Here is a 12,857-nt window from a genome sequence, read left to right on the forward strand (position 1 = left end):
TGTTCATTTCCTGCATCCTGCTAAACTCCCTTCTGCTTGTCGGTTTTTCGCTGTTTTTCTATTATTATTCGGCAAATTCCCTGCGGGAGAACATGCGCAGTACATTAAGCGGCAGTGCATCCATGATACAGAACAATCTGGACACCCTTCTCAATGATGCAGATAATACGCTGAAAGAGCTGCAGCTAAACGCCTCACTCCTTGATACTGCCAGAAATATCCCTGAGGGCGAAAACAACTACCTGCCTACCCATATCACAGCCAGATCTGCTTTTCAGGACCGGTTCCGCACTACCTTGATGTCTTCAGACCTGGATATATCCCTTAATTATGTCAGCAAATATTACGACCATCTGGGAACTTCTTCCCCAAACGGTACCAGTTATACAAAAAAAACCGTTCTGGAGAACAATCCCTATCTTACAGACGTTATAGATAACATTAATTATGTTTTATATGTCCCTCCTCACAAGGATTACTGGAAAAACAACCGAACTGTAATTTCTGTTGTACGTTCCATGCGGGATATTTATCATCAGTACGGACTTCTTATTGCTGATTTTGATATGGATACCCTGACCAGACAACTTCTCTCCGGTTTTGATACTCCTGAAGATTGTGATATCACCATTCTGGATGATGCTGATAATCTGGTTTACACAAGTGCATCCTCACTGAACCGCAGGACTTTTCTGGCCAGCTGGCGTTCCGCTTCCGAGATTTCTCCTGACAGTGGCAGCTTTTCCTACGGAAATCTTTCTGTTTCCAGCTATCACCTTTCCGATAAGACCGGATGGACGGTGATCCTCAGTGAGAATTCTTCCATATTTGCAGCCTCCATAAAACGGCTTCTCATAATCAGCACATTGCTTTTTGTAATCATGTTCATAATTATGTCCACCTTCCTTATGGTACTGACGCGAAACCTCACACAGCCACTTCGACAGCTGACAGATAAGCTGACAGTTCTTGATCCCGGGGAAAATATTTCTGCTATTCCCGGAAGCAGCGATAATGAGATCATCTTTCTCACCAATGCGATCCAGGGATATCTTTCTGAAATTTACGACCAGAACCAGCGTCTTGCAGAACAACGGAAACGGACATTGATTGCCCACTATGACGCCATGGAAGCGCAGCTGAACCCGCATTTTCTGTACAATACTCTTTCTGTCATCGGAATGACAGGGCTGGCCTCTGGAAATATGGATGTTTCCAACATGTGCACAGAGCTTTCCCAGCTTCTTCGCTATTCCCTCTCCTACACAGGGCAGTCCGTTATTTTGTCCCAAGAGATCGACAATGCAAGACATTACCTCTATATTATGAAGATACGCTACGAAGACGATCTGGAATACGAATGGCAGCTTGATGAGTCCCTGAATTCCATTACTGTGCCAAAGCTGATTCTTCAGCCTCTTATTGAAAACTGTTTTCAGCATGGCTTCCACCAGGCCGGCGTGGAGATTCCTCCTCCCTGGAAGATTTCCATACGTTCCCACTGTGACGACACCCGGTGGTATCTGTCCATCTCCAACAACGGAGCTCCGTTTCCTGAAGAAAAGCTTACTGCTCTTCACCAGAAACTCTCCGGCTTCACCTTTACCGGAAACCAGGATATGGATTACGAAAACACCTTTCGCCATCAGGGCTATGGCCTGGAAAATACCATTCTCCGTTTTCATATTTATTACCGCGGCGAAGAATATTTCCATGTTTCCAAAAATGATTCTGACAACCTTACGACCGTCACCATCGGCGGCCCGTTAAAGCCCGAAAAATTATTCAGCCGGAGCACTTCCTGACAGGGAAGCCTCCGGCTTTTTTCCTTAAACTTTATTTACTCCTGATCTGATAGATCGCGTCTTTCTCTGTATCAAATACGTATCTTTCTTTTTCATCTATGATCACAGGAACTTTTATTCCATCTTTGGATATCTCCAGTTCCTCTCTGCATCTGAGAACTGCTTTTTCCCCATGTTTCGAAAGAAGCCACCCATGAGAAAATCTGCCCTTTTCCCAGGTCATATCCACCTCAAAACCGCCTTCTGCACAAATACCTGTGACGCTTCCCTCCTGCCAGTTTTTCGGAAGAGCCGGAAGCAGGAATATCTCATCCAGATGGCTCTGGAGCAGCACCTGGGCAATTCCGCACGCTCCGCCGAAATTTCCGTCTATCTGGAATACCCACGGAATACCTGAAATCCGCTCAAGTGGCGGATGCAGATCAAACATATTCGGTGCTGTCAGTTTATTGAGAAGATAATCGATATATTCCTCTGCTTTATCTCCATTTTGAAGTCTTGCATACAGATTGATCAGCCATGCACAGCTCCAGCCTGTGTGACCGCCACCAAATTTCATTCGTCTCTCCAGAGATTTCTCACATGCTTTTACCAGCTCCGGATTCTCATATTCATTAATCTGGTTTGCCGGAAACAGGGGATATAAATGCGAAAAATGTCTGTGCCCAAGTTCCCACTCCTCATAATCTTCTCTCCATTCCAACAGCTGACCGTATTTTCCAACCTTGTACAAAGGGAGCTTATCAAGAGTTTCATGCACCCAGTCTTCCTGAGATGCTTTTTTCCCAAGGATCCTGTTTCCTTCCAGATAGGCATGAAAAATATCTCTCAGGATTCCGGTATCCATGGTACAGCCTGCGCAAGCACTTCCCGTTGTTCCATCTGCCTGATAATAGGTATTCTCCGGAGAAACAGAAGGACACACCACCATTTCACCCTGATCTTCGATCATGAAATCTTTAAAAAACAACACGCACTCTTCCAGAACCGGCATCATCCTCTCCAGAAAAGCCTGGTCCATGGTATAGCGGTAATGCTTCCAGATATGTGCTGCCAGCCATGCGCCGCCCATTACCCAGTATGACGCTGCCAGTGCCAGATCCTGCGGTGCTGTGTCTGCCCAGATATCTGTGTTATGATGTGCCACAAAACCTCTGCATCCATACATTTCCCTCGCTGTTTTCTTTCCATTCTCCACCATTCGTTCCAGCAGGTCAAAAAGCGGCTCATGACACATGGAAAGATTACAGATCTCTGCTGGCCAGTAATTCATTTCTGTGTTGATATTGATGGTATATTTGGAATCCCAGGTAGGCTCCAGCTTCTCACACCAGATTCCCTGAAGATTGGCAGGAAGTCCTCCCGGGCGGCTGCTCGCCATAAGAAGATATCTTCCGTATCCATAATAAAGAGCTGCCAGCCCTTTGTCTTTTTTACCTTCCCGGAGTCGTTTCAGGCGTTGATCTGTTGGAAGTCCGGACAGACCTTCATCCTCTTTCAGTTTCAGAACAGAACGGTCAAACACCTTGCTGTGTTGCTCCACATGTTCTGCCAGTATTCGGTCAAAATCCTCTGCTGTGTAAGAAGCCAGCTGTTCTTTGAGGTAGCTGTATGGATCCTCGACCTTCTTTTTTCGGTAAGGGAAAGTAGTCACTCCGTTTACATAAAAAATCACCCTGGAAGCATTTTGGATCACCAGGTGTTCTCCGATCACCTGTACACTTCCGCCTTCTGACACCGCGCGGGCCTGAATGCAGAATTCACTTCCACCCTTTCCCAGATCTCCATCAATATAAATACTGTCCTCACCGGCTTTTCCTGCACAGTTGTAAAATCGTCCCCTTGTTATCAGAACAGACATGGCAAGACCTTCTTCTCTGTCTGTGGAAAACTCCGCTGCCATCAAATCTTCTTTTTCAGAGATCAGACATCGCATTCTGTACTGTGCTCCATTATGTACAAACGAAGTACTTGCAACACCTTTTTCCAGATCCAGCTCTCTTCTGTAATTCTGGATCTCTCCCTCTTCGTGATCTATGCTGTAATTCACATCACACATGGTCTGATACGGCCGTTCGCTCTGAGGTGTTCCAGACAATGCAAAAAGTTCCAGTTTCTGAGCTTCCCGGATCTTTCCTTCCAGCACCAGTTTCCGGATTTCCGGGAAATACTTCGCCGCGTCCGGATTGATGCGGTCAAGCGGTCCTCCATAGACAATACTCTCCTCATTCATCTGGATCTGTCCGCAAAAAGGTTCACCGGATATCATAGCTCCCATCCGGCCATTACCAAGAGGCAATGCTTCGATCCAGCTTTTTGCTGCTTCTGTATACCATAAACAGTTCATATTCTTCCTCCCTGTTTTTTTTCCTATCATATCATACCTTCTGTATATACAACATGGAGAAAAAGCGACTTTCGTATGGACTTTTTTCTTGTTTTCAGGTCTATTCATGCTATAATTAGAACATATGCAAAAAATTTCTTTCACATATAAAGGAGAAATTATGATACACGTACTTATCATCGAAGATGAACCGGCCATTGCCAGGGGGCTTTCTCTTCTCATCACCAAAAATTACCCGGATTTTCAGATTTCCGGTATCTGCAAAAACGGCAGGGACGGTCTTCAGAAAATTCTGGAACTGAAACCGGAACTGGTTTTCACAGACATTACCATGCCTGTGATGAACGGACTGGATATGATCGAAGAAGTGCAGAGGAACCACCTTCACACCCGCTTTGTGATCCTCACCGGATATGCTGATTTTGAATATGCCAGAAAAGCCATCCATCTTGGCGTCTCTGATTATCTGCTTAAACCTATTGACCTCAAAACTCTGGATGACATCCTTCTCTCCTGCCTGGAACAGCAAAAATCCGAAACCCGGCTGCTTCAGAAAGAATATCTGCAATGTGCTGTCCGAAGTGACAAACTTTCCGCAGGTGATCCTGATTTTATGAATGGTTTTCACTGTTCTTTTGTATTTGTTTTTCAAGGCCCGCTGTGTTCCAGTGTTTACGGTGAAACTATCCCCGATTCCAGGTTCCGTCCTCTTTCCCCGGAGATCCTTTTCCAGCTGGAGCAGGAATACCCTGTTTACATTCATCTTCTCTACGGACGGCACCAGAACGAACAGGTTTATGCGCTGGTCTATGCATCTTCCGATCAGCCGGATCTTTTATCCCTTGCAGAAAAGATCCAACATTTATTATCCGCAAACACAGAAGACCAGGAATCAGATATCTGGCTGAATACTATCCTGGCACGAGCCTCTGACGGATCTTCTGTAACAGATCTTATCAAAGATACATACCTTTTTGCCCTGTTCCACAACTGTTTCGGAAGCAGTTCCATAAAAATCTGCAGCTCCGTTTCAGATCAGAAGATACTTATTTCCCAGGAAGTCAAGCAGCTTTGTGCAGGGATTTCTTCCAGCTCTGACCAGGATTGTTTCTACCATATGATCCATTCTCTGATCACTCTGGAAAACAGAAAAAATATCTCCCAATTCCAGCTGACTGCTGATCTCAGGTACTACATCTCTGCTGTGATCCAGAACTGCCACAGGGACATTGTCTATCCTGATGTTGCAGAGATCGTTTCCACCTGCTATTCTTACGAAGAACTGGAACGGGAACTTCAATATGAAACTGACAAGATCTGCGGTTTCCACAGCAAAACACCAGGTGAAGAACTCCCTTCTCTTGCACGCCAGGTACGGAACTATCTGGACCGGAATTTCACTCAGCAGATCACAACGAAATCCTTTCAGGATATTTTTGGTTACAATGAAAAATATATCTCCACACTTTTTAAATCAGAATTCGGGATCTCTCCCAGCAAATATATCAGTGAACTGCGCCTGAAAATGGCAAAGACATTAATGCAGAACAACCCGGATATCCTCACCAAAGATGTGGCTGAAATGGTAGGATTCTCCGATGCTTTTTATTTCAGCCGGGTATTTAAATCCCACGAAGGAATGTCACCCAGCCAGTTTCTGAAAAATCTCAGAAAAGATTAAATGTATTAAAAAAACCCGCTTGCGCGGGTTTTTTTATTGTATCGCATTATACACGGGAGAGATACTCTCCTGTTCTTGTATCGATTTTCAGTTTGTCGCCCTGGTTTACGAACAGCGGAACCTGAACCTGTGCACCTGTCTCAACAGTTGCCGGTTTGGTAGCACCCTGTGCTGTATTTCCTGCGAATCCTGGCTCTGTCTCAATAACCTCAAGCTCTACGAAAAGAGGTGGCTCGATTGCGAATACTTCGCCGTTATGAGAGCAAACCTTAACCATCTCGTTATCCTTAACGAATTTCAGAGAATCGCCAACCTGCTCCTCTGTAAGACCAACCTGGTCATATGTCTCTGTGTTCATGAAGTAGTATAAACCACCATCCTGATACAGATACTGCATATCTACACGCTCAATACGTGCAGCCGGGAATTTCTCTGTAGGACGGAAAGATTTCTCCACTACAGATCCTGTAATAATGTTTTTGTATTTTGTTCTTACAAAGGCTGCGCCTTTTCCTGGTTTTACATGCTGGAATTCAACGATCTGACATACGTTTCCATCAATTTCAAGTGTGATACCATTTTTGAAATCACCTGCTGAAATCATAAATATTTCCTCCTTAATATATGCGGTTCTTTTTCGCTATGGATTATTCTATAATACCTTTTGTCATTTTTCAACTGTTTTTTTGTTTAAGCCCTTAATTTTTCTTCAATTTCTGCAATCAGTTCGTCAAAAGGCTTCACTCCTGTGACAACTTTAATGTCTGCAAACTTCTCATAAACAGGATCTCTCTGCTTGAGAAGTTTCTTGATCTTGTCCTCTTTGTTCTCAGCTCCCTCCAGTGTTGGATTGTTGCTTCCTTCCAGACGTTTGATCAGTGTTGCCGCAGATCCCTTCAGATAGATGATCGTCCCCATATTCTGAAGATATTTCTGGTTCTGCTCCTGCAGAGGCAGTCCAGCGCTGACAGAGATTACCTTACGCTCACCATCTGTAGACAGCTCTTTAACTGCCATTGTCTCCAGTGCACGATAAAACGGCTCTCCAAAGCGTTCAAATACCTCCTTTACCGACATGTTCATTTTCTTCACGATCAGTCTGTCCACGTCAATAAACGGAAGTCCCAGGTCCTTCGCCAGCCTCTTTCCAACTCGTGTCTTTCCTGAACCCATAAAGCCGATAATTACAATATGGTTCATGAATTCTTCCCCTCCTCTTTTTGGTAAAAATATAGTACTATTTTTTCCAGATAGCGTTTCAGCACAATCTGGATTTCCTCTTTTGGATGAATCGGTTTCACAAGAATCGTGCGGATTCCCGCCCGTTTCGCTCCGTAAATATCCGTAAACAGCTGATCCCCTACAAAAATCGTCCGGTCAGGTTCTGTTCCTATCACCTGACAGGCTTTTTTGTAATTCTTCACAGCCGGTTTATGGGCATTTTCTATAAAATTTCCCTCTACGGCCCTGGCAAAAGGCTCTACGCGGGGTTTCTGGTTATTGGATACAAAACAGTATCGAAACCCGATCCCCCTCAGCTTTTCAAACAGTTTCCTTGCCCGTTCATCTGCCGGTGCGCCGTGCGGGACAATGGTATTATCAATATCAAAAAGAAGCCCTCTGTATCCTTCTCTGTAAAGCTTCTCATAGTCAATTACATACGCAGAATCCAGATATTCATCCGGAAAAAAACTTCTGAACATCTATTCCACCTCAGTTTTCTTTTTCCAGGTAATCATAAAGTTCACCCAGACGATCTTTCATTACTTCATACCCATGCTTGTAAAATCCGCTTAATGCTTCCGCATTCTGTTCCGTACGGGAAACGGTCTCGATTTCCGGTCGGATCACAAAAATATGACCTTCTTTTTCCCATTTTTCAATCAGTTCCAGGGTCTTATTATACACCTGATAACGGTTGAGCAATGTATTTAAAAGATTCGGATACTTCTTAAAAGCAGCCACATATACGGCTTTGCTTTTACCTGGTTTTTTCTTACGGTATTCCTGATTTCTGGTAAGAATGACCACATTTTTCCGGTGGCCTTTTTTCATGGCATGGATAAGAGGTATGGAATCTGCCGCCCCTCCATCCAGATACAGCTGCCCGTCTATCGTTACCATCGGGCTCATTCCCGGAATGCTGCTGGACGCTCTGCAGATATCCATAAGTCTCCGTCTGTCCTGCTTTTCGGACAGATACTCTGCTTCTCCTGTAAGACAGTTCGTCACAACCATCTCACATTCAATGTCCGATTTAAAATACTCGTCAAAATCAAATGGGAAAATCTCATTGGGATACCTGTCAAAGATCATATCCATGTCAAACAGACTTTTCTTATCCAGAATATTTTTCAGGCTGATATAACTGTATTCCTTATTTTCCACGATCATACATCTTCTGGTACGCCCTACCTGCCCGGATACATAATCCATGGCATTGCAGGCGCCCGCTGATACTCCCACTACATATGGGAATTCCACTTTCTGTTCCATCAGGTAATCCAGTACTCCTGCAGTAAAAACACCTCTGTTTCCACCGCCTTCCAGTACCAGTGCTGTCTCATTATATTCTGTCATTTTCCATTGCCTTTCCTATCGCTCACCAAGAGGAATATACTCTGCTTCCGGAAGAACATTCTTATATGCAGGACGGATAATTTTATCCACATTGATAAGCTCTTCCATACGATGTGCACTCCAGCCTACAATACGTGCAATGGCAAACATCGGTGTGTAGAGTTCCAGGGGCAGATCCAGCATACTGTAAACAAATCCACTGTAAAAGTCCACATTGGCACTGACACCTTTATAGATCTTACGCGCCTCTGCAATAACCTTTGGCGCAAGGCGCTCTACCGTAGCATACAGCTGATAATCCTTCATTCTGCCTTTTTCTCTTGCAAGCTGCTCCACATACCCCTTAAATACTTCTGCACGTGGATCGGAAACAGAATAGATCGCATGTCCCATACCATAGATCAGCCCACGTTTATCAAAGGCCTCTTTGTGAAGAAGTTTCTTAAGGTAAACACTGACTTCCTCTTCATCACTGTAATCATGCACATGCTTACGCATATCGTTGAACATTTTTACAACTTTGATGTTGGCGCCACCGTGTTTCGGGCCTTTCAGAGAACCCAGGGCTGCCGCAATTGCGGAATACGTATCGGTTCCGGAAGAAGAAACCACATGTGTAGTAAAGGTAGAGTTGTTACCACCGCCATGCTCCATGTGAAGAATCAGGGCAATATCCAGAATCTCCGCCTCCAGTGCCGTGTATTTCTTATCCGGTCTTAAAAGGCGTAGAATATTTTCTGCTGTGGAAAGTTCCTTCTTCGGCTGATGGATATAAAGGCTCTTACCTTTCTCATAATGATTATAGGCCTGATACGCATAAACAGATAACAGCGGAAAAACACTGATCAGATTAATACACTGACGGAGCACATTCTCCAGTTCAATATTATCCGGATCTTTGTCGTAGGAATAAAGTGTCAGCACACTTCTTGACAGAGCATTCATAATATCTCTGGATGGCGCCTTCATAATGACATCCCTTACAAAATTCCGCGGCAGCTGGCGCTGATTCGCAAGAATCCCGGAAAATTCATTCAGTTCTTCCTGATTCGGAAGTTTTCCGAAAAGAAGCAGATAGGTTACTTCCTCAAAACCAAAACGCCGGTCATTGATGAAGCCTTTTGTCAGATCCTTGATATCATATCCCCGGTAAGAAAGCTTACCTGCACAGGGAACCTCTTTCCCATCCACGATCTTGGTTGCCTGGACATTGGAAATCTGGGTAAGTCCCGCAAGGACACCCTTTCCATTCAGGTCACGCAAACCTCGCTTGACATCGTACTTGCCATATAAAGACAGATCCAGTTTATCATTCTCACGACAGATCTGCGTAAGTTTCTCAATCTCAGGTGTCACTTTCATGTTGAATTTGCTCATCCGTTATTTCCCCTTTCGATTTCTGTTTTATTGCTGTCCGATAACGGTCCCTCCTCATTCCCCTCTCAAGCAATTCTGGTCTTATTTCATATATCCCGGCCCTGATGACCGGGATATTTCAGATATGATTATAGCATTTTTTTCCGTTTTGGTCTATGCCGAAAATATTTGTATTGGTGATCAGACCTGCTTATATGTAGCAAAGAACTCTTTCATCTTCTTCATTGCCTTATCCAGCTGACGGATATCCGGCAGATAAACAATACGGAAATGATCCGGCTGGTTCCAGTTAAAGCCTTTACCCGGAACGATGAGAACCTGCTTGTCATGAAGGAAATCCAGGGCAAACTGCTCATCATTATAGATATTGAATTTCTCGGTATCGATCTTCGGGAATATGTAAAATGCCGCACGCGGCTTTACAGCGGAAATTCCCGGAATATCATTCAGAGCCTTATAGATAAAATCTCTCTGCTCGTAAACACGTCCGCCTGGCTGGATATACTCATTGACACTCTGATATCCGCCCAGTGCAGTCTGTACAATCGACTGTGCCGGAACATTGGAGCAAAGGCGCATGGAAGAAAGCATGTTGATTCCTTCTATATAACCTTTGGCCTTGTTCTTGGCTCCGCTTAAGATCATCCATCCGATACGGAAACCTGCGATCATATGAGACTTTGACAGTCCTGAAAATGTCACGCAGAATACGTCCGGTGCAAGAGAAGCGATGGAAGTATGTTTGTATCCATCCATAACAAGGCGGTCATAGATCTCATCGGAAAAGATGATCAGCTCATGCTCTCTTGCAATGTCCGCGATCTGCTCCAGGATTTCCTTCGGATATACCGCACCTGTAGGGTTATTAGGATTGATGATAACGATCGCCTTGGTCCTTGGTGTGATCTTGCTCTTGATATCCTCAATATCCGGATACCAGTCAGACTGTTCGTCACAGATATAATGAACTACATTTCCACCTGCCAGAGTTGCAGTAGCTGTCCACAACGGATAATCCGGAGCCGGGATCAGGATCTCATCCCCGTTATCAAGCAGCGCCTGCATACAAAGGTTGATCAGCTCACTGACACCATTTCCCGTATAAATATCATTAATGGTAACTCCCGGGATCCCGCGAAGCTGTGCATACTGCATGATCGCCTTTCTTGCGGAAAAAATGCCCTTGGAATCGGAATATCCCTGGGAAGTACGTACATTACTCAGCATATCCAGGATCACTTCCTGAGGTGCTGAAAACCCAAACGGATACGGGTTGCCGATATTCAGCTTCAGAATCTCCATTCCATCTTCTTCCATTCTGGCAGCCTCATCCACAACCGGTCCGCGCACATCGTACAGCACGTTGTCAAGCTTTGATGATTTCCCGAATGTTCTCATAAAAACCACTCCTCTTCTAATTTTCACTATTATTTAACCATTTTAATTTCATAGTCAAAAAATATCTATTTCTATATCTTCTCACATTTGGGCTTTCAACGCAAGAAATAAAAATTTAAAAAAATTTAATTTAGCACTTCCCTTTTTTAACATGTTAATGTATAATAGCACTCGAATTTAGTTTTCAATGCAATTTAATATGTGATGAGGAGGAAACAACAATGTCTTACACAGAAGAAGTTTATGAAAGAGTTGTAGCACAGAATCCTGGCGAGCCAGAATTCCATCAGGCAGTTAAGGAAGTTCTCGATTCCCTTAAAGTCGTAATTGACAAAAATGAGGAAGAGTATCGTAAGCTTTCCATTCTTGAGCGTCTTGTAGAGCCAGAGAGAATCATCTCCTTCAAAGTACCGTGGATCGATGACAACGGAACTGTACAGGTTAACAAAGGATACCGTGTTCAGTTCAACAGTGCTATCGGACCATACAAGGGCGGCTTAAGATTCCATCCTTCTGTAAATCAGGGTATCCTGAAATTCCTTGGCTTTGAGCAGATCTTCAAAAACTCTCTTACAGGCCTTCCGATCGGTGGCGGAAAAGGTGGCTCCAACTTCGATCCTAAGGGTAAATCTGACAGAGAGGTTATGGCATTCTGCCAGAGCTTTATGACAGAGCTTTGCAAATATATCGGCGCAGATACAGATGTTCCGGCTGGTGATATCGGTGTCGGCGGACGTGAGATCGGATATCTCTTCGGACAGTACAAGAGAATCCGTGGTCTTTATGAGGGTGTCCTCACAGGTAAAGGCCTCTCCTTCGGCGGTTCCCTGATCCGTACAGAGGCTACTGGTTACGGTGTTGTATACATGCTCAACGAGATCGCAAAAGCACACAACGACTCCGTAGCAGGAAAAACAATTGTTGTAACAGGTTCTGGTAACGTAGCTATTTACGCTGTTGAGAAAGCTACTCAGCTTGGTGCCAAAGTTGTTGCAATGAACGACTCCAACGGATATATCTACGATCCGAACGGAATCAACCTTGACGTTGTAAAAGACATCAAAGAAGTTAAACGTGGACGTATCAAAGAGTACGCTGACCGTGTTGAGGGTGCTACTTACACAGAGGGACTTGGCATCTGGAACATCAAATGTGATATCTATCTTCCATGTGCTACTCAGAACGAGCTTGGTCTTGACGGAGCTAAAACACTGGTTGCAAACGGCTGCAAATATGTCGTTGAGGGTGCTAACATGCCTACTACTCTTGATGCAACAACATACCTTCAGGAGAACGGTGTTCTCTTCATGCCTGGTAAAGCCGCAAACGCTGGCGGTGTTGCCACATCCGCACTGGAGATGAGCCAGAACTCCATGAGACTTTCCTGGACAAGAGAAGAGGTTGATGAGAAACTTCACAACATCATGATCGACATCTTCCACAAAGCTGATGACGCTGCTAAACGTTACGGTATGGAAGACAACTATGTTGTAGGTGCAAACATCGCCGGCTTCGAAAAAGTTGTTGACGCTATGAAAGCTCAGGGTATTGTTTAATTTAAGTTTCCTGAATCATTAACGTAAGTTATAACAGGGACCGCAGAGGAATTTTCCCATGCGGTCCCTGTTTTTATATCCTGCTTTACTGTCTGTGATAACTCATAAATTGA

10 protein-coding genes are annotated in these 12,857 nt (G+C 44.3%); 3 read left to right on the forward strand and 7 right to left on the reverse strand.

Annotated features, from left to right (window positions below; genetic code table 11):
* Positions 1 to 92 precede the first annotated feature (92 nt).
* A complete protein-coding gene (locus tag GPK88_RS07635) occupies positions 93 to 1,805 on the forward strand; it encodes a histidine kinase (protein ID WP_252197706.1) in 1,713 nt (570 codons plus the stop codon).
* Positions 1,806 to 1,836: 31 nt separating this feature from the next.
* Here GPK88_RS07635 and GPK88_RS07640 read toward each other — a convergent pair whose 3' ends face one another.
* The gene (locus GPK88_RS07640; RefSeq protein WP_148446677.1) at positions 1,837 to 4,152 is read right to left on the reverse strand and encodes a glycoside hydrolase family 95 protein; all 2,316 of its coding nucleotides are present in this window, start codon (positions 4,150 to 4,152) and stop codon (positions 1,837 to 1,839) included.
* Between the two features lie 160 nt (positions 4,153 to 4,312).
* Here GPK88_RS07640 and GPK88_RS07645 point away from each other — a divergent pair, with 160 nt between their 5' ends.
* Positions 4,313 to 5,833: a response regulator transcription factor gene (locus tag GPK88_RS07645; RefSeq protein ID WP_173761935.1), complete on the forward strand. Its 1,521-nt coding sequence runs from the start codon at positions 4,313 to 4,315 to the stop codon at positions 5,831 to 5,833.
* A 46-nt stretch (positions 5,834 to 5,879) separates the two neighbouring features.
* On the opposite strand, the gene efp is transcribed toward GPK88_RS07645, so the two are convergent.
* The 6 genes from efp to GPK88_RS07675 all read right to left on the reverse strand — a co-directional run bounded on the left by efp (position 5,880) and on the right by GPK88_RS07675 (position 11,188).
* On the reverse strand, positions 5,880 to 6,437 hold the full coding sequence (gene efp, locus GPK88_RS07650; protein WP_015524430.1) for an elongation factor P: 558 nt from the start codon (positions 6,435 to 6,437) through the stop codon (positions 5,880 to 5,882).
* Between the two features lie 86 nt (positions 6,438 to 6,523).
* A complete protein-coding gene (locus GPK88_RS07655) occupies positions 6,524 to 7,033 on the reverse strand; it encodes a shikimate kinase (protein WP_148446681.1) in 510 nt (169 codons plus the stop codon).
* Positions 7,030 to 7,536, reverse strand: a complete 507-nt coding sequence (locus GPK88_RS07660; protein ID WP_173761934.1) for a YqeG family HAD IIIA-type phosphatase — start codon at positions 7,534 to 7,536, stop codon at positions 7,030 to 7,032. The genes GPK88_RS07655 and GPK88_RS07660 overlap by 4 nt, the downstream gene beginning before the upstream one ends.
* 10 nt (positions 7,537 to 7,546) lie before the next feature.
* On the reverse strand, positions 7,547 to 8,413 hold the full coding sequence (locus tag GPK88_RS07665; protein ID WP_148446685.1) for a patatin-like phospholipase family protein: 867 nt from the start codon (positions 8,411 to 8,413) through the stop codon (positions 7,547 to 7,549).
* A 15-nt stretch (positions 8,414 to 8,428) separates the two neighbouring features.
* Positions 8,429 to 9,790 (reverse strand): citrate/2-methylcitrate synthase, encoded by a 1,362-nt coding sequence (locus tag GPK88_RS07670; protein WP_215707655.1) that lies wholly within the window; start codon positions 9,788 to 9,790, stop codon positions 8,429 to 8,431.
* 180 nt (positions 9,791 to 9,970) lie between these two features.
* Positions 9,971 to 11,188, reverse strand: a complete 1,218-nt coding sequence (locus GPK88_RS07675) for an aminotransferase class I/II-fold pyridoxal phosphate-dependent enzyme (protein WP_021976807.1) — start codon at positions 11,186 to 11,188, stop codon at positions 9,971 to 9,973.
* Positions 11,189 to 11,409: 221 nt separating this feature from the next.
* Here GPK88_RS07675 and gdhA point away from each other — a divergent pair, with 221 nt between their 5' ends.
* Complete coding sequence (gene gdhA / locus GPK88_RS07680; protein ID WP_173761932.1) at positions 11,410 to 12,744, forward strand: NADP-specific glutamate dehydrogenase; 1,335 nt, start codon at positions 11,410 to 11,412, stop codon at positions 12,742 to 12,744.
* The last annotated feature ends 113 nt before the right edge of the window (positions 12,745 to 12,857 follow it).

Source organism: Blautia sp. MCC269, assembly GCF_018785655.1.
GTDB lineage: Bacteria > Bacillota > Clostridia > Lachnospirales > Lachnospiraceae > Blautia_A.

Bases quoted from the DNA above. Each gene is read 5' to 3' on its own strand.
- GPK88_RS07640 (WP_148446677.1), bottom strand. From the start codon at position 4,152: ATGAACTGTTTATGGTATACAGAAGCAGCAAAAAGCTGGATCGAAGCA.
- GPK88_RS07660 (WP_173761934.1), bottom strand. From the start codon at position 7,536: ATGTTCAGAAGTTTTTTTCCGGATGAATATCTGGATTCTGCGTATGTA.
- efp (WP_015524430.1), bottom strand. From the start codon at position 6,437: ATGATTTCAGCAGGTGATTTCAAAAATGGTATCACACTTGAAATTGAT.
- gdhA (WP_173761932.1), top strand. From the start codon at position 11,410: ATGTCTTACACAGAAGAAGTTTATGAAAGAGTTGTAGCACAGAATCCT.
- GPK88_RS07665 (WP_148446685.1), bottom strand. From the start codon at position 8,413: ATGACAGAATATAATGAGACAGCACTGGTACTGGAAGGCGGTGGAAAC.
- GPK88_RS07645 (WP_173761935.1), top strand. From the start codon at position 4,313: ATGATACACGTACTTATCATCGAAGATGAACCGGCCATTGCCAGGGGG.
- GPK88_RS07635 (WP_252197706.1), top strand. From the start codon at position 93: ATGCGCAGTACATTAAGCGGCAGTGCATCCATGATACAGAACAATCTG.
- GPK88_RS07675 (WP_021976807.1), bottom strand. From the start codon at position 11,188: ATGAGAACATTCGGGAAATCATCAAAGCTTGACAACGTGCTGTACGAT.
- GPK88_RS07670 (WP_215707655.1), bottom strand. From the start codon at position 9,790: ATGAGCAAATTCAACATGAAAGTGACACCTGAGATTGAGAAACTTACG.
- GPK88_RS07655 (WP_148446681.1), bottom strand. From the start codon at position 7,033: ATGAACCATATTGTAATTATCGGCTTTATGGGTTCAGGAAAGACACGA.